The sequence below is a fragment of the Streptomyces sp. NPDC006197 genome (assembly GCF_040613865.1).
Taxonomy (GTDB): Bacteria; Actinomycetota; Actinomycetes; order Streptomycetales; family Streptomycetaceae; genus Streptomyces.
Window position 1 is genome coordinate 24724 of record NZ_JBEXSZ010000027.1, and the last position, 20642, is coordinate 45365.

At 72.0% G+C, this 20642-nt stretch carries 13 protein-coding genes and 1 pseudogene; 6 read left to right on the plus strand and 8 right to left on the minus strand.

The window, feature by feature from the left end:
• Positions 1 to 25: 25 nt before the first annotated feature.
• Together ABZ318_RS11620 and ABZ318_RS11625 are read right to left on the minus strand one after the other, a co-directional pair.
• A complete protein-coding gene (locus tag ABZ318_RS11620) occupies positions 26 to 511 on the minus strand; it encodes a MarR family winged helix-turn-helix transcriptional regulator (RefSeq protein WP_356902278.1) in 486 nt (161 codons plus the stop codon).
• A gap of 53 nt (positions 512 to 564) precedes the next feature.
• Positions 565 to 2127 carry a serine hydrolase gene (locus ABZ318_RS11625; protein ID WP_356902279.1) on the minus strand — a complete coding sequence of 521 codons (1563 nt, stop codon included), beginning with the start codon at positions 2125 to 2127 and terminating at the stop codon, positions 565 to 567.
• Between the two features lie 134 nt (positions 2128 to 2261).
• On the opposite strand from ABZ318_RS11625, the gene ABZ318_RS11630 reads away from it, so the two are divergent.
• The 3 genes from ABZ318_RS11630 (at position 2262) to ABZ318_RS11640 (ending at position 4595) form a co-directional block, all read left to right on the plus strand.
• Positions 2262 to 3221, plus strand: a complete 960-nt coding sequence (locus ABZ318_RS11630) for a nitrilase-related carbon-nitrogen hydrolase (RefSeq protein ID WP_356902280.1) — start codon at positions 2262 to 2264, stop codon at positions 3219 to 3221.
• A 61-nt stretch (positions 3222 to 3282) separates the two neighbouring features.
• The gene (locus ABZ318_RS11635) at positions 3283 to 4080 is read left to right on the plus strand and encodes a thymidylate synthase (protein ID WP_356902281.1); all 798 of its coding nucleotides are present in this window, start codon (positions 3283 to 3285) and stop codon (positions 4078 to 4080) included.
• 8 nt (positions 4081 to 4088) lie between these two features.
• Positions 4089 to 4595, plus strand: coding sequence for a dihydrofolate reductase (locus ABZ318_RS11640; RefSeq protein WP_356902310.1), 507 nt, complete (start codon positions 4089 to 4091; stop codon positions 4593 to 4595).
• Between the two features lie 32 nt (positions 4596 to 4627).
• On the opposite strand, the gene ABZ318_RS11645 is transcribed toward ABZ318_RS11640, so the two are convergent.
• The 4 genes from ABZ318_RS11645 to ABZ318_RS11660 all read right to left on the minus strand — a co-directional run bounded on the left by ABZ318_RS11645 (position 4628) and on the right by ABZ318_RS11660 (position 7486).
• The gene (locus tag ABZ318_RS11645) at positions 4628 to 5632 is read right to left on the minus strand and encodes a MerR family transcriptional regulator (RefSeq protein WP_356902282.1); all 1005 of its coding nucleotides are present in this window, start codon (positions 5630 to 5632) and stop codon (positions 4628 to 4630) included.
• 81 nt (positions 5633 to 5713) lie between these two features.
• Complete coding sequence (locus tag ABZ318_RS11650) at positions 5714 to 6382, minus strand: HEAT repeat domain-containing protein (RefSeq protein ID WP_356902283.1); 669 nt, start codon at positions 6380 to 6382, stop codon at positions 5714 to 5716.
• 89 nt (positions 6383 to 6471) lie between these two features.
• On the minus strand, positions 6472 to 7008 hold the full coding sequence (locus tag ABZ318_RS11655; protein ID WP_356902284.1) for an NUDIX hydrolase family protein: 537 nt from the start codon (positions 7006 to 7008) through the stop codon (positions 6472 to 6474).
• 94 nt (positions 7009 to 7102) lie between these two features.
• Positions 7103 to 7486 carry a VOC family protein gene (locus tag ABZ318_RS11660; protein WP_356902285.1) on the minus strand — a complete coding sequence of 128 codons (384 nt, stop codon included), beginning with the start codon at positions 7484 to 7486 and terminating at the stop codon, positions 7103 to 7105.
• A gap of 173 nt (positions 7487 to 7659) precedes the next feature.
• On the opposite strand from ABZ318_RS11660, the pseudogene ABZ318_RS11665 reads away from it, so the two are divergent.
• Together ABZ318_RS11665 and ABZ318_RS11670 are read left to right on the plus strand one after the other, a co-directional pair.
• Positions 7660 to 7930, plus strand: a pseudogene (locus tag ABZ318_RS11665) (hypothetical protein); the annotation flags it as partial.
• 89 nt (positions 7931 to 8019) lie between these two features.
• Positions 8020 to 8829 carry an alpha/beta hydrolase gene (locus ABZ318_RS11670; RefSeq protein ID WP_356902286.1) on the plus strand — a complete coding sequence of 270 codons (810 nt, stop codon included), beginning with the start codon at positions 8020 to 8022 and terminating at the stop codon, positions 8827 to 8829.
• A gap of 119 nt (positions 8830 to 8948) precedes the next feature.
• Here the strand turns inward: ABZ318_RS11670 and ABZ318_RS11675 are convergent, their stop codons facing one another.
• Complete coding sequence (locus tag ABZ318_RS11675) at positions 8949 to 10034, minus strand: Rieske 2Fe-2S domain-containing protein (RefSeq protein ID WP_356902287.1); 1086 nt, start codon at positions 10032 to 10034, stop codon at positions 8949 to 8951.
• 36 nt (positions 10035 to 10070) lie between these two features.
• Positions 10071 to 10709 (minus strand): MerR family transcriptional regulator, encoded by a 639-nt coding sequence (locus ABZ318_RS11680; protein ID WP_356902288.1) that lies wholly within the window; start codon positions 10707 to 10709, stop codon positions 10071 to 10073.
• Positions 10710 to 11192: 483 nt separating this feature from the next.
• On the opposite strand from ABZ318_RS11680, the gene ABZ318_RS11685 reads away from it, so the two are divergent.
• Positions 11193 to 20642, plus strand: coding sequence for an amino acid adenylation domain-containing protein (locus ABZ318_RS11685; protein ID WP_356902289.1), 9450 nt, complete (start codon positions 11193 to 11195; stop codon positions 20640 to 20642).

Genomic DNA, 20642 nt, shown 5'->3' on the forward strand with positions numbered 1-20642 from the left:
ACCGGCATGCGGCCGGCGCCGCTGCTCAGCGCGTGGCGCGGTGAAGGTGTCGGCTGAGTGCGTTGAGGGCGCCCAGGGCGGAGCCGAGGGCGTCCCGCTCCCCGTCGCTCAACGCGCGCAGGGCGCGGGCCACGTGCCCGCCCATGAGGTGCTCGACCTCGGCGATCTCCCGCCGGGCGGTCGCGGTGAGGTGCAGGTGCGCGACCCGCTTGTCGCCCGGGTCCTGCCGGCGTTCGAGCAGTCCCTGCCCGGTCAGCTGCCCGACCAGCACGCTGACGTTGTTCGGCTTCATCAGCAGGGCCTCGGCGGCCTCGCGCACGGTGATCCCGTCGTACGCCTCGACGTGGCGCAGCAGCGCGAGTTGGGCCTCGGACGGCTTGGCGGGCTTGGGGCGGGCGTCGTCCAGGTCCACCTGCCGCTCGACGGCCCGGGCCAGCGCGGGGAGGCAGGCCACGAGCCCGGAGGCCACACGGCGGAGGTCCTCGTCGGACGCGCTGCTGTTCAGGGGCACACCCGTACTTTAGATATGGGCGGATAGGTATGTCAACATACCTACTGGGTGCTTCACGAGCCGCCGGTGCGCGTGAACTTGCCCAGGCCCTCGTGGTTCAGGTACTCGACGGTGAAGGACTTCCCGTCCGGGGTGAAGGTGACCCCGGTGGGACCCACGGCGTTCTCGCCGGCCGTCGGGAAGCTGAACGTGTCACCGTCGTAGTGCGTGAGCCGGTACGACTGCGGCTTCGGGCCCAGCTGGAGCGTCAGGGTGCCGTCCGTGGCGGCGACGACCTTCGCGCGCCCGTAGTACGAGTTCTCGAAGGTGCCCGCGTACGTGTCGGCGGCCTTCGCCGGTGCGGCGCCGGACGGCGGGTGGGCGTAGTCGGTCTTCGACCGGCCCGCGTCCGCCTCCTGCTGGTACAGCGCGTCCACGAGCGGAATCCAGTCGCGGCTGACCTTGCCGGTCTGCGCGATGTCGAAGAAGTCCAGGGCGACGGCGTCGGCGACGCCGACCGGCGAGGTGTTGGTCAGGACGACGATGCCGAGCTGCTCACCGGGCAGCATCGTCACGTTGGTGTGCGCGCCCTCCGCGAACGCTCCCGTGTGCGAGAGCCTGAGCCGGCCCTCGTCGTCGTAACTCACGTTCCAGCCCAGGCCGTAGAAACCGGTCCGGCCGGCCGGTGCGTGCGGCGGGTTCGAGACCGACTCGGGCCAGTGGGTGCGCTCCAGGGCGGCGGCGTCGACGATCTGCTTGCCGTCGAGCTTGCCGTTCGCGAGCTGGAGCCTCAGCCACGTCGCCATGTCACGGGCGCTGGAACTGACTCCACCGGCGGGGGACTGGGCGTCCGGGTTCCGTACGAACTCCGCCTTCCAGGCGCCGTCGACCTTGACGTGGCCCCAGGCCCGGTCGGACGCCTTCGCGAAGTCCTGGAAGCGCGAGCTGGTGGAGTTCATGCCGGCCGGCTTGTAGAGCGTGTCGGCGGCGAGCTTCTCCCACGGCACGCCCTTCTCGTCGGCGACCGCCTGGGCGGCGGCCGTGAGCCCGAAGTTGGTGTAGGCGTAGCTGGCACGGAAGGGGGTGAGGGGTTCGTAGCGCAGGTGGGACAGGATGTACGCGCGGTCGTAGCCGAGGTCTTCGAGCAGGTCGCCCGCGTGGTCGGGGAGGCCGCTGCGGTGCGCGAACAGGTCGGCGGCCGTCACGTGGGAAGTGACCCACGGGTCCTTGAGCTTGAAGTCCGGCACGTTCGGGGCGACCGGCTCGGCCCAGCCGTCGACGCCCACGGCTCCGGAGACGACGGTCGAGGCGATCGGCTTCGAGACGGAGGCGAGCTGGAAGACGGTGTCGGCGTCGACGGCGGCGCTCTCGCCTGCTTTCCGTACGCCGTACCCCTTCAGGTGGACCACCTTGCCGTCATGGACCACGGCGACGGCCACGCCCGGCGCTCCGGTGCGCTTCATGGCGTCCCGGACGACTCCGTCGAGCCGGTCGACGGCGCGCTTCACGTCCGCGTCGTCGAGCCGGGGCGGGGGCTGGGCGGGAGGCGGTGAGGGAGACGGCGAGGGTCCGGGCGCCGCGGCGCCGACAAGCGCCGCCGCCAGTCCTGCTGCGGCAAGCCATCGAACGGTGCTCACGTCTCCATTGAAATGCTTGCGCCGCTGTCTGTCGCGCGCTGCCGCAGCCGCCCCCGCGCCGCACGCCGTCGAAGTCCGGTGGATCCCGGGGGAACGGCTTGCCGGACCGGCGATGCTGTTCCTAGCGTCGGAGCATGACCCCTGCTTCCGCCGGTGCCTCCGCCGAGCCCCGCCGCACCGTGACCGTCGCCGTCGCCCAGGCGGCCGCCCCGCTCTTCGACACCCCGGCCGCGGTCGCCCGCGCCGAGGAACTCGTCCGCGAGGCCGCCGCCCGCGGCGCCGAGGTCGTCGTCCTCCCCGAGGCGTTCATCGGCGGCTATCCCAAGGGGCTGGACTTCGGCATCACGGTCGGCAGCCGCACCCCCGATGGCCGCGACCTCTTCCGCCGCTACCACACCGCCGCCATCGAGGTTCCAGGACCGGAGACCGAGACGCTCGCCGCCGTCACCCGGGAACTCGGCTGCCACGCCGTGATCGGCGCGGTCGAACGCCAGGGCGGCACCCTGTACTGCGTCGCGCTCTTCTTCGGCCCCGACGGCTACCTGGGCCTCCACCGCAAGCTCATGCCCACCGCCGCCGAACGCTACCTGTGGGGCCAGGGCGACGGCTCCACCCTGACCGTCGTCGACACCGGTGCCGCCCGCATCGGCGCGGCCATCTGCTGGGAGAACTACATGCCGCTCCTGCGCACCGCCATGTACGCCAAGGGCGTCGACCTGTGGTGCGCTCCGACCGTCGACGACCGCGACGCCTGGCAGGCCACCATGCGCCACATCGCCCTGGAGGGCCGCTGCTTCGTCCTCAGCGCCTGCCAGTACCTGCGCCGCGACGCCCTGCCCGGCGACCTCCACCCCGTCCAGGGCGACGCGCCCGACACCGTACTGATCGGCGGCGGCTCCGTCATCGTCTCCCCGCTGGGGGAGGTCCTCGCCGGGCCGCTGCGCGACGGCGAGGGCGTCCTGACCGCCGAGCTCGACCTCGACGACCTCGCCCGCGCCCGCTTCGACCTCGACACCACCGGCCACTACGCCCGCCCCGACGTCTTCACCCTCCACGTCGACGAGACCGCCCGCACCACCGTGACCAGCGGGTAGAGGGCGCAGCACGCCACCGCCGGTCGGGTTCGCCCCGCGGCCGGCGGTAGACTCGGCGACCGTGGCGGATACCCAGTACGAAGACTTGTTGAAAATGGTGCTCACCTCGGGGACGGCCAAGGCCGACCGGACGGGCACAGGCACCCGGAGCGTCTTCGGACACCAGCTCCGCTACGACCTCTCGCAGGGATTCCCGCTGGTCACCACCAAGAAGGTGCACCTCAAATCCATCGTGTACGAGCTGCTGTGGTTCCTCCGCGGCGACTCCAACGTCGGCTGGCTCCAGGAGAACGGCGTCACCATCTGGGACGAGTGGGCCGACGACAAGGGCGAACTCGGCCCCGTCTACGGCGTGCAGTGGCGCTCCTGGCCCACGCCGGACGGCCGGCACATCGACCAGATCAGCCAGGTCCTCGACACGCTGCGCCGCGACCCGGACTCCCGCCGGATGATCGTGTCCGCCTGGAACGTCGCCGAACTGGACCGGATGGCGCTCGCCCCGTGCCACGCCTTCTTCCAGTTCTACGTCGCCGACGGCAGGCTCTCCTGCCAGCTGTACCAGCGCAGCGCGGACCTGTTCCTCGGCGTCCCGTTCAACATCGCCAGCTACGCCCTGCTCACCCACATGGTGGCGCAGCAGGTCGGCCTCGAGCCCGGCGACTTCATCTGGACCGGCGGCGACTGCCACATCTACGACAACCACGTGGAGCAGGTGACCGAGCAGCTCACCCGCACCCCGTACGACTTCCCCGAGCTGAAGCTGCACAAGGCCGACTCGCTGTTCGACTACGCCTTCTCCGACGTGGAGATCGTCGGCTACCGGCACCACCCGGCGATCAAGGCTCCGGTCGCGGTATGAGTACGGGTGTGAACATCGGGCTCATCTGGGCGCAGACGACCGACGGCGTGATCGGCGCCGACAACACGATCCCGTGGCGCCTCCCCGAGGACATGGCGCACTTCAAGGCGACCACCCTCGGCCACCCCGTGATCATGGGCCGGAAGACCTGGGACTCGCTGCCCGCGCGCTTCCGCCCCCTGGTCGGCCGCCGCAACATCGTGGTGACCCGCGATGCGCGGTGGACGGCCGAGGGCGCGGAGCGCGCCGGGTCCATCGAGACGGCGCTGGAGCTGGCGGCCGGACCGCCGGAGCCGGCCGGCGAGGCTCTCGCCTGGGTGATGGGCGGCGGCGAGATCTACCGTGCCGCCCTGCCCCACGCCAGGACGCTCTCGGTGACGGAGGTCGACACCGCCGTCGCAGGCGACACCTACGCCCCGGCCGTCGATCCCGACTGGCGGATCTCGGAGGACACCGGCTGGCGGGACTCCACGACGGGCCTGCGCTACCGCATTCGCCGCTACGACCGCCCGTAACCGCCTGGCCGAGGCCCTCACGGCCGCGTCCGTCAGCGCGCCTCGCGCACCCCGAGGACGTACGCGGCGGTCAGCGCGACGACGCGGTCCCCGTCGTGGGACAGGTCCGCGAGGGCCCGTGACGCGGCGTGCCCCGGGATGTCGGCGAGGGCCTGGGCCAGGCGCCGACGCGCGGACGGCCCCGTGGCCTCGTGGGCGAGGCGGTCGACGAGCAGGCCGGTGATCCGGTCCGCGAGCGCGGGACGGCTCGCCAGTGTGCTCAGCGCGTCGGCCGCGTCGACGTCGTTCGCCTCCCCGACGACCATGTCGACGAGCGTCGGGACCGCCTCGGGCGCGCCCCGTGCCCCCAGCTCCAGGGCCGCGCACCTGCGGACCGCGATGTCGGCGTCCCCGAGGGCCTCCCGCAGCAGCTCGGTCGCCCTGTCGCCCGGGATCTCCGCGACGGCCCGGACGGCACGGTCGCGCACCTCGGCCAGCGGTGACCCGAGGCCCCGCGCGAGCAGCGGCAGTCCGCCCCCGCCCGAGCGCGCCAGCGCCCAGCGGAGGGCTCCGGCCACGCTCGGGTCCGTCTCGCTCAGCACCGCCTCGACGAGCGCCTCCACCGGCACCGGAGCCTCATCGGCCGAGGACAGGGCCGCGCGCTGCCGCGTCTCGGGACTCTTCGACGCCAGCGCCTGGAGGAGGGCGACGGTCCGGAGGACGTCGTGCCAGCCGGCGGGCTCCGCGGAGCCGATCCGGCGCAGCCGCGTGAGCAGCTCCGTCTCGGCCGCGATGCGTTCGCGCGTCTGCCGGATGAGGTCCTCGACGAGCTCCGAGGGCGCGAAACCGGGATCGTCGAGCGCGCGCCCCACCTCGCGGAGCGACAGCCCCAGGGACCGCAGGCTCTCGATGTGGAAGATGCGCCGGATGTCCTCGTCGGAGTACTCCCGGTAGCCGCCGCCGGTCCGGTCCGTCGGCCGCACCAGACCGAGCGAGTCGTAGTGCCTGAGCATGCGGGCACTGACCCCGGAGTAGCGGGCCACCTCACCGATCAACACCGTCGGTCACTCCTCCTGCTGCCGGTCCGTCCGTCACTTCTCCTGCCGGTCCGTCGGTCACTCCTCCCGCCGGTCCGCCCGTCACTCCTCCCGGCCGGTCGTGCCGAGGGCCACGATCCGCTTCGCCTCCTCGACCGCGAAGTCGAAGCCGGCCTGCGGGTCGCGCGACAGCTCCTCCGTGGCGATCGCGTGCCGGCGCACGGGCGGGCGGGGGTCCGACAGCGCGGCGCGCAGGACCGGGGTCATCGCCTCACCGAGCGCGATCAGCGCCCGGCTGAGGCTCAGCCACGTCTCACGCCCGCCCCGCCCGAGCTGAGATGCCAGCACTCCGGCCAGCTCGGGCTCCTCGCCTTCGGGGACGAGGACGACCGCCGCCCGCCAGGCGCTCCGGGCCACCTCGTCGTCGGCGTCGGTCAGGAGTTCCCGTGTGATCGCCGGCCAGGCCCGCCCGTCGCCGATCTTGGACAGGGTGTGCAGGGCCTGGCTGCGTGCCCGGGCGCGCTCCGAGCGGAGCTCGTCGAGGAGTCGGGGGAGCGTCAGCGCCGACGAGTGGCGGGTGAGCGCCCACGTGAGCATCTCGCGGACCTGGAAGTCCGGCTCGACCGCGCACCGCCCGACGAGCTCGTCGACGCACCGCGGGTCCGGTGCCGTGCCCACCGCCAGCGCGGCCCGCAGCCGGACCGAGGGGCTGTCGCTCCCGAGCCCCCGCAGAGCCCGTGTCGTCTTCGTGTCGTCGTTCGCCATGGTCATCGGGACCACCTCCTCGGCCACAGTGAAGACCTTGTCACCGTGTCAAGGTCAACTGCGGCCGGGCGGACGGCTCTGCGGGGGAGAGGAGTTCAGTACGTGTGTCCGACGTGGGCGAGGGCCTGCTTCAGGAGCGTCCCCTGACCGCCGGGCATCTCGTTCTGCACGGCCGCGGAGGCTGCTTCCTGCGGGCTGAACCAGACCAGGTCGAGAGCGTCCTGCCGAGGGCGGCAGTCGCCGGTCACCGGGACGATGTAGGCGAGGGAGACGGCGTGCTGGCGCGGGTCGTGGTAGGGCGTGACGCCGGCCGTGGGGAAGTACTCCGCGACCGTGAAGGGCTGCAGGGAGGCCGGGACGCGGGGCAGGGCCACGGGCCCGAGGTCCTTCTCCAGGTGGCGCAGCAGCGCGTCGCGGACCCGCTCGTGGTGCATGACGCGGCCGGACACCAGGGTGCGGCTGATCGTTCCCTCCGCACCGATCCGCAGGAGCAGTCCGATGCTGGTGACTTCACCGCTGTCGTCCACGCGCACGGGGACGGCCTCGACGTAGAGGATCGGCATCCGGGCCCTGGCCGTGTCCAGTTCGTCGGTGGTCAGCCAGCCGGGCGTGGTCTCAGTCATGTCAGACATCGCTTGATCATACTTTCCGGGCTGCGTTTCGGCCCAGGCCGCGTGTCCGCCGGCCGGGTGGGACTTCGGAGCGGCCGCCGCGAGGGGGAGGCGCTCAGAGGGGCTGGATCCGGGTCCGCAGAAGACAGAACTCGTTGCCTTCCGGGTCGGCCAGCACGTGCCAGCTCACGCTGTCGCCCTGGCCGACGTCGGCGGGCCGGGCGCCGAGGGCGAGCAGCCGCTCCAGCTCCGCGTCCTGGTCGCGGTCGGTGGGGTTGACGTCGATGTGCAGGGGGAGCTTCCCCCTTCGGGGGTCGCTGCTGGGGCTGAGGAGGAGCGTCGGCTGCGGGTCGCCGAAGACGGCGCCGGGCGGCCCGATCTGGATGCTCCCGTCGTCCTCCCGGCCGATCTCGACGTATCCGAGGACCTCGCTCCAGAACGCGGCGAGCCGCTCGGGGTCGGCGCAGTCGAGGACCAGTTCGGTGATACGGCATGCCATGCCCGCCAGTGTACGTGCGGCGGCGGATGAGGTGACGTCAGATCCCTTCCGGGGGAGCCTTGTTGGTGATCGCATCAGCAGGAAGCCCGGGTCCCGGACCAGCGGGCCCGTGCCCACCGAGTCGCTCACGTTGAAGGCGACGCTCCCCGCGCGGTAGCGGTCCTCCGTCCATTAAGACGCCGGCCGCGGTCCGCCGGATCGCCCACCGGGCGCGCGCCCACGCCGCCGCGCCGAACGTGCGGGGTCGCCTCCCCGGGGGAGACCCGCCGCACCGTCGAGGCGTTCCGCCGGGCGGTCGAGACGGGCGACCTGCGGCGCCTGCTCGATGTCCTCGCACCCGACGTCGTCCTGCCGACCGACGGCGGCCTCACCACCGGCCTCTACGCCGTACGCAACCCCGAGAAGCTCTCGTACCCGGACGAGGAGACCGCCCTGAGCCGCTGAGCCGTCGAGCCCGTTCCCGGAAAGGCCCCGGCTGTCCCTCCTCACCTCTCCTTCCTATGCTGGGGGAAGGAGAGGTGAGGAGGGCCGCGATGGCCGCCGTCGCCGTGCACAGCGCCGTCCTGGGGGAGGGGCGCCCCACGCTCCCGTACGCGGAAGCCGGCCACCCAGGGGGCACACCGCTCGTCCTGGTGCACGGCTACCTGGACTCCTGGTGGACCTTCGAGCCGCTGCTGCGCCGCCTGCCTCCGGGCCTGCACGCGTACGCCCCCACCCAGCGCGGCCACGGCGACGCAGACAAGCCGCCCGACGGCTACCTGCCGGAGGACTTCGCCGAGGACCTGGTCGCGTTCATGGACGGCGTGGGCATCGAGCGGGCGGTCCTGGTCGGCGGGTCGAGCGGCGGGGTGCAGGCCCGTATCGTCGCGGGCCGCCGACCGGACCGGGTGGCGGGCCTCGTCCTGCTCGGCGTCCCGGCCACCCTCGCCGACAAGCCGCAGGTCGTCCAGTTCTGGAACAGAGTGAGGGAGTTGCGGGATCCGGTGGATCCCGCACTCGCGGCGGAGCTCACCGACGGCCTGACCGCGACCCCCATGGGACGCGGCTTCCTGAAGACCGTCGTCGACGAGAACCTCAAAGTCCCGGCCCACGTCTGGCGCGAGACCCTGCGCGGCCTCCTCGAGACCGACCTCCGGGCCACCCTCTCCGGCATCCTCGTCCCCACGCTGGTCGTCTGGGGCGACAAGGACCCCCTCCTGACCCGCGAGGACCAGCGGACGATCCTCGACGCGATCCCCGACTCCCGCCTCCTCGTCTACGAAGGCGTGGGCCACCTCGCGTACTGGGAGGCTCCCGAGCGTGTGCTCCGCGACCTGGCGGACTTCCTGGCCGACCGAGCGTGAGGCCCGGAGGCCAGTGCCGGTCCGCGGCCTTTCCGGGTCTGCGGACCCGATCTCTTGGGCGGTTCGAGTGATGGCATGTCCTTCCCCCTGCCCTTGGGCTGCGCACAGGCCGGCACGATTCAGTTGGCGGACACGTTTCGCTGCTGCTCGATCCGTGAGAGCTCCCGGTCGGCGACGTCCTGCGGATAGAACTGCCGGGCCCAGCGCCGGAACGGGCCGATGGGACCGTCGCCCTGGGCCAGTCGCGGGCGCTGCTCGTACTGCTTGTGGCTCCAGATGGGGAAATCGGCGGCCGTGAAGTCGCAGCTGGACCGGAACAGCGGACGTTCCAGCAGGCGCGCGGCCGTGCGGCTCACCGCCCGGGCGAGGGGGCGCGGCAGTCGGGAGGGTTCGGCCAGGGCGATGCGGTTCGACTGCCTGAGCTGCATCCGGTTGGGCGCGATCGCGGTGGGCATGATCATCGTGCACATCGTGAGTCCGAACCGCGCCGTGTGGATGTCGGCGTGAAGGCAGCTGAGGCCGTACCCGTCGACCTCGACCGTGACGTCGAACTCGCCGATCACCGGAGCACTCTCGCGCACCCGCATCGATACGTGGAATTCCTTGTCGCGATAGGCGACGGGGGCGCCCAGACCGGCCTCGACCCAGCCGTGCAGCGTGGCGAAATGCCCGATGTCCACCGAGTTCTCGATGACCTCCTGGGCGTTGCCCGCCATTTCCCACGCGGCTTGCCGAGCGGGCCGGTGGCCGATCGCGTGCCAGCCGGGGATCTCCCAGTCCGGCTGCCGGCCGTCCTCGTGCCGCCAGACGAAGACGGCACCGTTGACCTCGTGCACCGGCAGCCGGGCCAGGGGCGCCTTCGGGGGTGGTGTGCCGTATCCCGTACGCACGCAGGAGCCGTCGGGGCCGAACGCGAACAGGTGGAAAGGGCACACGAGGTCGTTCCCGTCGAGCTCCGCCAGGCCGAGATGGGCACCGAGATGCGGGCAGTAGGGGCGGATGGCCCGGACATCACCGGTGCGCAGGCGGTAGAGGACCACGTCCTCACCCATGAGGGGTCGGGTCAGAACAGCTCCGGGTTTCAGTTCGTCGGAGAAGGCCAGCGCCGACCAGCCGCTCGGGTAGGGCAGGCCGGGAGCTCCCGCCACGTCGGCCGGGGTCGGACCCTCACTGATCGTGCGTCCGCGTGTGCGTGTCGATCCCATGCGATTCTCCTGAATCGGTGTGGCGGCCTTCGGCTTTCACGCGGGCGTCGTGTCCCGGACGGGCGAAACGCGGCCGCGCAGGTGGTGGGTGAGTGCGAGGCGTCGCAGGGCGGCGAGGAGACGCTCGCCGAGGACGTTGCCGACGATCAGGGTCTCGGTCGTGCGGGCGGGGTCGGTGCGGCGGTCGAGGCCGTCGACATCGCTCGCCGCCACCGTGTCGGCGGCGCGCGCGTACGTGTCCAGCCGCTCGGCGAAGTCCTGGCGGCCGAGCTGGAACAGGGCGGCCAGGACCTCGGCGGCGGCCTCGACCGCGGGGTCGCCGGGGGAGACGAGCCAGCCCTGCCGCCGGACCAGCGCGAGGACCTCGTTCGTGGCGTGGGCGTCCGTGCCCCGTCGGATGGTGCCGGGGGCGGGCTGCTGGGCCACCCGCGGCAGGTGATCCGGGCCGGTGTCGCCGCTGGTCAACGCCGCGAGGACGTCTCCGATCGCCGCCAGGGAGAGGCCGCCGATGTCGAGGAGGGCGCGGATGAGCCGAAGACGGTGAAGGTGCCCTGGGCCGTACTGGGCCTGATTGGTGTGCGTACGGACTCCGGGGCTCAACAGCCCTTCCCGGAGGTAGTACTTGATGGTGGGCGCGGGTACGCCACTGGTGCGGCTGAGCTCCGAGAGGCGCATGGATCTCCTGACGTGGGACTGCGCTCCAGTGATCCAGCAGGTCCTTGGTGTTCGTGCTGGTCAGCGGGGACGATGCGGAGTTTAGGGGTCTGACGGTCCGTCAGGCGCACTCTCGGTGAGGGTCCCCCCGATCGTGTGGATCCGGCACCGGAGTGGACGGGCTCTCGCCGGTGGTCCGGAGCGGGGTCACGGGCCGCCCGTGCCCGGTGCCGGGCCGGACGAAGGCGACCTGCGAGGGGTGCCCGCCCCGGTCAACGCCCGTCGACCCCGTGACCCTTTCGGCGTTCACTCCGCGTCAACATGCATGGGATGCGTTCTGTGTGCAATAGATTACTCAGCGCAATCATCGCTGCCTCTGGGGGGTGCACGAGCGCCTCGGCAGTCTCTGACGTCGTCGGGACACCCGGCCGCCCGTCGCCAACGGCGGGCGGTCCCGCTTGTCCGCAACGCCGCGCACCGGACCACGACCTCACGGATTTCGACATGACAGACACGGGGAACGCCATCAGTCGCGACAAGATCGCAGTCATCGGGATCGGCTGCCGGTTTCCGGGCAGCGCGTCCAACTACCGGACCTTCTGGCAGAACCTGATCGACGGCAGGGACTGCATCACACCGACACCGGCCGACCGGTACGACGTCACGACGCTCGGCAGCCGGGACAAGACCAAGCCCGGGCGGCTGGTCGGCGGTCGTGGCGGCTACATCGACGGCTTCGACGAGTTCGATCCGGCGTTCTTCGGCATCAGCCCGCGCGAGGCGGAGCACATGGATCCGCAGCAGCGCAAACTCCTCGAGGTGGTGTGGGAGGCCCTGGAGGACGGTGGGCAGAAGCCGGCGGAACTGGCGGGCCGTGACGTCGGCGTGTTCGTCGGCGCGTTCACCCTCGACTACAAGATCCTGCAGTTCGCCGACCTCGGCTTCGACACGCTGGCCGCGCACACCGCCACCGGCACCATGATGACGATGGTGTCGAACCGCGTCTCGCACTGCTTAGACTTCCGCGGTCCCAGCCTCTCCATCGACACCGCGTGCAGCTCGTCACTGGTGGCCGTGGACCTGGCGTGTCGGAGCCTGCTACGCGGCGAGAGCGGCCTCGCGCTCGCCGGAGGCACGCTGCTGCACATGGCGCCGCAGTACACCATCGCCGAGACCAAGGGCGGCTTCCTGTCACCCGACGGCCGGTCGTGCACCTTCGACGCCTCGGCCAACGGCTATGTGCGCGCCGAGGGCGTCGGCATGGTCGCGCTCAAGCGGCTGGCCGACGCCGAGCGCGACGGCGACCCGGTCCACGCGGTGATCATCGGCAGCGGCGTCAACCAGGACGGTCGTACCAACGGCATCACCGTGCCCAACGCGGACGCACAGGTGGCGCTCATCGAGCGGGTCTGCGCCGAGGCGGGCGTCGCACCCGGCGACCTGCAGTACGTCGAGGCGCACGGCACCTCGACACCGGTCGGCGACCCGATCGAGGCGGCCGCGCTCGGCCGCGCCCTGTCGATCGGGCGGAAGCCGGGCGCCAGGTGCTACGTCGGCTCGGTCAAGACCAATATCGGGCACACCGAATCGGCCGCGGGTATCGCCGGACTGATCAAGACCGTCCTGAGCCTCAAGCACCGCACCATCCCGCCGCACATCAACCTGACGCGGATCAACCCCGCCATCGACCTGGCGTCCATGCCCTACGAGATCCCGACCCGGCCGGTCGACTGGCCCGAGCACGACGGGCCCGCGCGCGCCGGAGTGAACGCGTTCGGCTTCGGCGGCACCAACGCGCACGTGGTACTGGAGGAGGCGCCGAAGACGGTGGTACGCCACGGGGCGGGCCCGTCCGGTGCCGACCGGTCCGCGGCCGACCTCTCCGGGGCTCCGGCGGCCCCGGCCCTGACCATCCTGCCGCTGACCGCACGGGACCCGGCCGTCCTGCCCCGCCTGGCGGAGGGCATCCGACAGGAGCTCGCGGGCGTCGGCGCCGAGGGGACGCCCGTCGCGCTGTCCGACCTGGGCCACACGCTGGCGCACCGCCGCCAGCACCTGGAGTCGCGGCTGTCCGTCGTGTACTCCTCACGGGCGTCGCTGGAGGAAGCCCTGGAGGCGTACGGGCGGGGGGAGGATCATCCCCGCGTGCTCGTGGGCCAGGAGCGTGATGCCGTAGGACGTCGCCTGGTCTGGGTGTTCACCGGCATGGGGCCGCAGTGGTGGGCGATGGGGCGCGAGCTGTTCGAGAGCGAGCCGGTCTACCGGGAGGCGGTCGAGCGCTGCGACCGCGAGATCGCCAAGCTCACCGGCTGGTCCCTGGTCGAGGAACTCGCCGCCGACGAGGCCGACTCGAGGATGGACGAGACCTGGCTGGCGCAGCCGGCCAACTTCGCCGTGCAGGTCGGCCTGGCGGCACTGTGGCGTAGCTACGGGGTACGTCCCGACGCCGTCGTCGGACACAGCACCGGCGAGGTCGCGGCGTTCTACGAAGCGGGTGTCTACAGTCTTGAGGACGCGGTCGCGGTCGTCGTCCACCGCAGTCGTCTCCAGCAGCGGCTGACCGGCACCGGCACCATGCTCGCGGTGAACCTGCCCGCGGCGGAGGCAGCCCGCCGCGTGCGGCCGTACGGCGACCGGGTGTCGCTGGCCGCGTCCAACAGCCCGGGCTCTGTCACGCTCTCCGGGGATCAGGACGCGCTTCAGGAGCTGGCCGACGAACTCGGCGCCGAGCAGGTCTTCGCCAGGTTCCTCTCCGTGCGGGTGCCGTACCACAGCGCGCGGATGGACCCGATCAAGGGCGATCTGCTGTCCTCACTCGCGGATCTCAAGCCGCGCGCGGCACAGGTGCCGCTGTACCTGACCGGCCGGGAGGGCACCGCCCACGGCACCGAACTGGACGCCGACTACTGGTGGGAGAACGTCCGGGGCAGCGTGCACTTCCGCGCGGCCGTCGACCGCCTGGCCGACGACGGCTACAGCATGTTCCTGGAGATCGGCCCGCACCCCGTCCTCGGCCACGCGATCCAGGAGTGCCTCTCCGCCCGGAACGTCGAGGGCCGTACGCTGCCGTCGATCCGCCGCCGGGAGGACGAGCCGGAGCGGTTCATGAGGTCGCTGGCCGCGCTGCACACCATGGGCGTCGACATCGCGTGGGACGTACTGCAGCCCACCGGACGACCGGTGACGCTGCCGCCCTACCCCTGGAAGCGGGACCGCCACTGGACGGAGCCCGACTCGGTGCGCCGGATCCGGCTCGGTCGGCGGGACCACCCGCTGCTGGGCCGCCGCACGGCCCATGCCGAACCCACGTGGGAAGCGACGCTCGACGTCGAGACGATGCCGTACCTGAGCGATCACCGCATCCAGGGGAGCGTGGTGTTCCCCGCGGCCGGGTACGTGGAGATGGCCGCGCAGGCGGTGCGGGCGATGACCGGGGGCACCGAGGCGGTCCTGGGCGACATCGAGCTGCGCAAGGCGCTGTTCCTGTCCGACGACGAAGCCGCCACGGTACAGCTGTCCTTCTCCTCCGAGGGCGCCGGGTTCACCATCGCGAGCGTGACGGGCGACGGCCGGGACCCGGCCCTGCACGCGACCGGGGTGGTACGTACGGGGCAGCGCCGTCGCGACGGCGGGACACTCGACGCCGACGCGGTCCGGGCACGCACCACCCGCCGTCTCGGCAGCGCCGACTGCTACGCGGAGCTGGCCGCCGCGGGGTACCACTACGGGCCCGCGTTCCAGGGGATCGAGGAGGTGTGGACCGGCCCCGGCGAGGCGCTGGCCCGGATCCGTCCGCCCGAGCCCCTCGGAGACGACGCCGCGCACCACCATGTCCATCCGGCGCTCCTCGACGCCTGCTTCCAGACCCTGCTGACGCCGGGGCTGCCGGCCGACCCCTCGGAACCCCGGGGCACCGGAGTCGTGCTGCCGCTGTCCATCGAGGAGGTACGCGTCGAACCCGTCGGCGACCAGCCGCTGTGGGCGCACGCGACCGTCTCGCGACGCGGCGACGACGAGCTCGTCGGCGACATCGCCCTGTACTCCGACAGCGGCGTGCCGCTCGGCAGGATCGGCGGCTTCCGCGCGGCCGACATCGAGAAGGCGGCGACCACGGTCGGCCTGGGCACGATCGACGGCTGGCTGGCCGATGTGACGTGGGTCGACCCGCCGCTCGACGCGGACGCGACCGAGAGCGCTGCCGCGGCACAGGGCACGGCCGGAACCGCCGGGACCGACGCCGCGCGGGACTGGCTGGTGTTCGCCGACGCGCAGGGTGTCGCCGACGAGCTCGCGGCCGCGGTGAGCGCGGCCGGCGGCCGCTGCCATCTGGTCCGCCCGGGCAGTGGCTACCGCAGGGCGAGCGAGGGCCGCCCCTGGACGGTCGCACCGGACTCCGCCGAGGACATGGCACGCCTGTTCACCGATCTGCGCGAGGACGGCGGGGCGCCGCCCCGCGACATCGCGCACCTGTGGAGCCTGGACCTGCCGTCGATCGACGGGCCCGACCGGCCCGCCTTCGACGGGCACACCGGCACCGGCGTCTACTCGCTGATCGCACTCGCCCAGGCCCTGCCACGCGAACAGCCCGACGCCAGGCTGCACATCGTCACCCGCGGCGCGCAGGCCGTGGCCGCCGAGGACGCGGTGGAGCCGCTGGGCGCGCCCGCCTGGGGCATCGGCCGCGTACTGCGTCACCAGGAGCTCACCGCCCACCGGGGCAAGCTCATCGACCTCGACCCGAACCGGTCGGACGACGCCGGGGACCGCCGGTCCGAGGCCGAGGCGCTGCTGCGCGAGATGACGGCCGACGACGAGGACGAGATCGCCCTGCGCGCCGGCCGCCGCCGCACCAGCCGGCTGACACCGGCCGCCGGCCTCACCCGTCCCCTGCCGCTGAGGCTGCGCGCCGACGGCAGCTATCTGGTGACCGGCGCCTTCGGGGCGCTCGGCCGGCTGCTGTGCCGGACCCTCGTCCGGCGCGGCGCGCGCCGACTGATCCTGATGAGCCGTACGGCCCTTCCCGAGCGCGACCGGTGGTGCGACCTCGACCCCGACACCCCGGCCGGGCGTCACGTGCGCTTCGTCAAGGAGCTGGAGGCACTCGGGGCCCACCCCGTCCTGGCACCGCTGGACATCACCGACGAGGCGGCGCTGACCGAATGGCTGGCCGGCCACCGGGCCGCCGGCTCGCCGCCGATCCGGGGCGTGTTCCACCTCGCCGGACAGGTACGCGACACGCTGGTACCGGAGATGGACCGGCAGGTCTTCGACTCCGTGTACGGCCCGAAGGTCGTCGGGGCCTACCTCCTGCACCACCTGCTGCGCGACGAACCGCTCGAACACTTCGTGCTGTTCGCGTCCGTCGCCTCGCTGCTCACCACCGCGGGACAGACCAACTACGCCGCCGGCAACGCCTTCCTGGACGCGCTCGCGCACCACCGTCGCGGCCGGGGACTGCCCGCGCTGAGCATCGACTGGGGCCCCTGGGCGACCGGGATGATCGAGGAACTCGGCCTTGTCGAGCACTACCGGGTGAGCCGCGGCATGACCTCGCTCTCCCCGGACACCGGCATGGCCGTGCTCGAACGCGTCATCGCTCAGGACCGCGCGCAGTTGCTCGTGGCCACGGTCGTCGACTGGCCGACGTTCCTCGCCTGGTACCCCTCCCCGCCGCGGCTGGTCACCGAACTGGCCGCCGCGGGCGCCGCGGGCGATCACCGCACGGACGGCGCGCACGGCAGCCTCGTCGAGACCCTCCGCGAGGCCGACGACGAGGAGCGGCGACGGCTGCTGACCGAGCGGTTCGCCGCGCTGGTGGCGGGCGTCCTGCGGGTGAACGCGCAGGACGTCGGCCCGGCGGACACCCTGGGCGCGATGGGACTGGACTCGCTGCTCGCGATGGAGCTGCGCGCCCGTATCCACGCGGAGCTGGGGATCGCCCTGCCGGTGGTGGCACTCCTCGGCAACGCGCCGGTCGCCGAACTGGTCGAGCAGGTGCACGCCGCACTGGCCGACCTGCTCGCCGGGGACCCGGCCGAGGGCGACGACGCCGCGGCGGTCGAGGTGTACGACGACGAGCTGCGGTATCCGCTGACCCAGAACCAGAAAGCGCTGTGGTTCCTCAAGCAGCTCAACCCGGACGGCTTCGCCTACAACATCGGCGGCGCGGTCGAGGTGCGCGTCGAGCTCGACCCCGAGCTGATGCGCGCCGCCTTCACCGCCATGATCGAGCGCCACCCCAGCCTGCGGGCCAACCTCGTCATGGACGACGGGCAGCCGGTGCAGCGGATCTCCACGGTGGCCACCCCCGACTTCGGCGCGTACGACGTGCGGGGGTGGGAGTGGGAGGACATCCGGCAGCTGATCATCCGCGAATACCGCAAGCCGTACGACCTCGAACGTGACCCGCTGGTCCGCTTCCGCCTCTTCCAGCGCGAGCCGGACCGCTGGGTGATCATGAAGGCCGTCCACCACGTCATCTCCGACGCCGTCTCGACCTTCACGTTCATCGAGGAGCTGCTCGCGGTCTACGAGGGGCTGCGACACGGCCGCCCCGCCGAGCTGCCTCCGGTGTCCGCGCGCTATCTCGACTTCCTCAACCGCCAGAACCGGTTCCTGGCCGGCCGCGACGCACGGCGGATGCTCGACTACTGGCGGGGCCACCTGCCCGACGAGGTGCCCGTCCTCAACCTGCCGACGGACAAGCCGCGCCCCGCCGTACAGTCCCACAACGGCGCGTCCGAGTTCTTCGTACTGGACGAAGAACTGAGCGCGCGCGTGCACGCCCTGGCGCGCGAGCACAACGCGACCGTGTTCATGGTCCTGCTGAGCGCCTACTACCTGCTGCTGCACCGCTACAGCGGACAGGACGACATCATCGTGGGCAGCCCCGTCACGGGCCGCACCCACGAGGAGTTCGCCTCCGTCTACGGGTACTTCGTCAACCCGCTGCCGCTCTACGTGAACCTGGCAGGCGAGCCGTCGACCGCCGAGCTCCTGTCACGGGTGCGCGACACCGTCCTCGGCGGCCTCGACAACCAGGAGTACCCGTTCGTCCTGCTGGTCGACAAGCTGGGTCTGCAGCACGATCCGAGCCGTTCGGCCGTGTTCCAGGCGATGTTCATCCTGCTCACCCACAAGGTCGCCACCGAACAGTACGGCTACCGCCTGGAGTACATCGAACTCCCCGAGGAGGAGGGGCAGTTCGACCTCACGCTGTCCGCTTACGAGGACGAGGCCGAGCGCCGCTTCCACTGCGTCTTCAAGTACAACACCGACCTCTTCGAGCCCGAGACGATGCGGCGGCTCTCCTCCCACTACGTCCATCTGCTCGACGGGCTGACCCGGGAGCCTTCCGCCCGTCCGGCCACCCGCCTCGCCATGCTCGCCCCCGGCGAGCGCGAGCACATCCTCCGCGAGTGGAGCGGGTCCGGGCGCCGTGCGGCCCACGACGTTCCGGTTCACGAACTGTTCCGCCGGGTCGCCGCCGCGCACCCGGACACGGTCGCCGTGTCGGCCCCCTCGGAGTCCGGCGCCACCCGCCGTCTCACGTACACCGAGATCGAACACCGCTCCCGCGCCCTCGCGCACCGACTGCGGGAGCTGGGGGTGGGCGAGGGCACCGTGGTCGCCGTGTGCCTGGACAAGTCGCCCGAGCTGATCGTCACCCTGCTCGCGGTGCTCCGGGCCGGCGGCGCGTACCTGCCGCTGGACCCCGCGTACCCCGCGGACCGCCTCGCCTACATGGTGGGCAACGCCGACGCCTCCCTCGCCGTCGTGGCGGACGAGGACGGACGCGGGCGGTTGGCCTCGGCGCCCGCCGAGGTGCTGACCCTGGACGAGCTGCACCGGCACGGGCCTCGCGCCGACGCGCCGCTCGACGTCACGGTCGGCCCCGACGCCCCCGCCTATGTCATCCACACCTCCGGCTCCACCGGACGGCCCAAGGCCGTCCGGGTCAGCCATCGCAATCTGGCCTCCGCCTACAGCGGATGGCGCGAGGAGTACCGCCTCGACCAGGACGTGCGGGTCCATCTCCAGCTGGCCAACCCCTCGTTCGACGTATTCACCGGCGATCTGGTCCGCGCCCTCTGCTCCGGCGGCACGCTGGTCCTGATCGGCCGCGAGCTGTTGTTCGACACGGCCCGCCTGTACGAGACGATGCGGGCGGAGCGGGTCGACTGCGGCGAGTTCGTGCCGGCGGTGGTGGTCGGACTGATGAACCACTGCGAACGCGAGGGCGTGCGGCTCGACTTCATGCGGCTGCTGATCGTCGGCTCCGACGCCTGGAAGGTCGAGGAGTACGAGCGCCTGCGAGCCCTGTGCGGCCCGCGGACACGCCTGGTCAACTCCTACGGAGTCACCGAGGCCACCATCGACAGCAGCTACTTCGAAGGCCCTGCCGACGGTCTGGAGCCCAGCCGGATGGTGCCCATCGGGCGGCCCTTCCCGAACAGCGACCTCTACATCCTGGACGGGTACGGCGAGCCCGTGCCGGCGGGCGTGCCGGGCGAACTGTGGATCGGCGGAGAGGGCGTCGCGCTCGGCTACGCGGGCGATCCGGAACAGACCGCACAGCGCTTCGCCACGCTGGCGCTGAACGGCGAGCCCGACGCCGAACCGGTACGGGTCTACCGCACCGGCGACCTCGCGCGCTGGGACGCCGGCGGTGGTGTGCAGCTGCTCAGCCGCCTCGACTCGCAGATCAAGGTCCGCGGCCACCGCGTCGAGCCCGGCGAGATCGAGTCGCAGCTGGCGCTCTGCCCCGGAGTGGCGCGGTCGGTGGTGACGGTACGTGCCGACATGCGGGGAGAGCCGGTTCTGTGCGCCTACTGCGTCCCCGAGGCCGGTGCGGAGCTGGACCAGCGCGAGCTGCGGCGTCATCTCGCCGGCTGTCTGCCGACGTTCATGATCCCGTCGTACTTCGTCCAGCTGCCCGCCCTGCCGCTGTCCGCGAACGGCAAGATCGATCAGGCCGCCCTGCCGGCGCCGCGAGCCGGCGGCGACGACGCCCACGAGCCCCCGGTGACCGACCACGAGCTCCGGATGGCCGAGCAGTGGAAGGCCGTTCTCGGCCTGGAGCGCGTCGGCCTGCAGGACGACTTCTTCGAGGTCGGCGGCAGCTCGATCAAGCTGATCGAGCTGATTCACCGCCTCCAGACCGAGTTCGGCGTCCCGATCCCCGTCAGCCATCTCTTCAAGATCACCACTCTGCAGGGCATGGCCTGGACGGTGGAGCAGATCGCCACGGGCCGGATCGCCGGCACGCAGCCCTACCTGCGGTTCAACGGCGGCGACGGGCCCCAGCTCTTCTGCTTCCCGCCGGCCGGAGGCCACGGCCTGGTCTACCGCCAGTTCGCCGCACATCTGCCGGAGTACCGGATCACCGCGTTCAACTACCTGCCGGACGACGACAAGACCGAGCGCTACGCCGACCTGGTCGAGTCACTCCAGGCCGAGGGGCCCTGCACCCTGCTCGGCTACTCGCTCGGTGGCAACGTCGCCTTCGAGGTGGCCGGGGAGCTGGAGCGGCGCGGACGCGAGGTGTCGCACGTGGTCGTCGTGGACTCGTACCGCATCTCGGAGACGTTCAGCCTCGCCGACGAGCACCTCGAAGCCTTCGAGCGGGAGCTCGGCGAGCACCTGCGCAAGCACACCGGGTCGGAGACCGTCACGAAGGAGACGCTCGACCAGGCCAGGGAGTACATCGACTTCTGCGGCCGCACCCCGAACCTCGGAGCGGTCACGGCCCCGGTCAGCGTGATCTCCGACGAACAGAAGGCCGAGCTGTACGCCGTCGGCCACGAGGGCTCCTGGCACGGCAGCTCCACCACCCGCACGGCGGTCGTCCAGGGCTCCGGTGCGCACGCCGACATGCTCGACCCGGACCACCTGGAGCTCAACACCCGCCTGGTGCGGAACCTTCTGAAGGGAACCGGGTCAAATGCCTCGTGA

Excerpts from the sequence above, each read along its gene's own strand:
- ABZ318_RS11680 (WP_356902288.1), bottom strand. The coding sequence starts at position 10,709 with ATGCGCCTCTCGGAGCTCAGCCGCACCAGTGGCGTACCCGCGCCCACC.
- ABZ318_RS11660 (WP_356902285.1), bottom strand. The coding sequence starts at position 7,486 with ATGGCATGCCGTATCACCGAACTGGTCCTCGACTGCGCCGACCCCGAG.
- ABZ318_RS11650 (WP_356902283.1), bottom strand. The coding sequence starts at position 6,382 with ATGACCATGGCGAACGACGACACGAAGACGACACGGGCTCTGCGGGGG.
- ABZ318_RS11685 (WP_356902289.1), top strand. The coding sequence starts at position 11,193 with ATGACAGACACGGGGAACGCCATCAGTCGCGACAAGATCGCAGTCATC.
- ABZ318_RS11630 (WP_356902280.1), top strand. The coding sequence starts at position 2,262 with ATGACCCCTGCTTCCGCCGGTGCCTCCGCCGAGCCCCGCCGCACCGTG.
- ABZ318_RS11670 (WP_356902286.1), top strand. The coding sequence starts at position 8,020 with ATGGCCGCCGTCGCCGTGCACAGCGCCGTCCTGGGGGAGGGGCGCCCC.
- ABZ318_RS11675 (WP_356902287.1), bottom strand. The coding sequence starts at position 10,034 with ATGGGATCGACACGCACACGCGGACGCACGATCAGTGAGGGTCCGACC.
- ABZ318_RS11655 (WP_356902284.1), bottom strand. The coding sequence starts at position 7,008 with ATGTCTGACATGACTGAGACCACGCCCGGCTGGCTGACCACCGACGAA.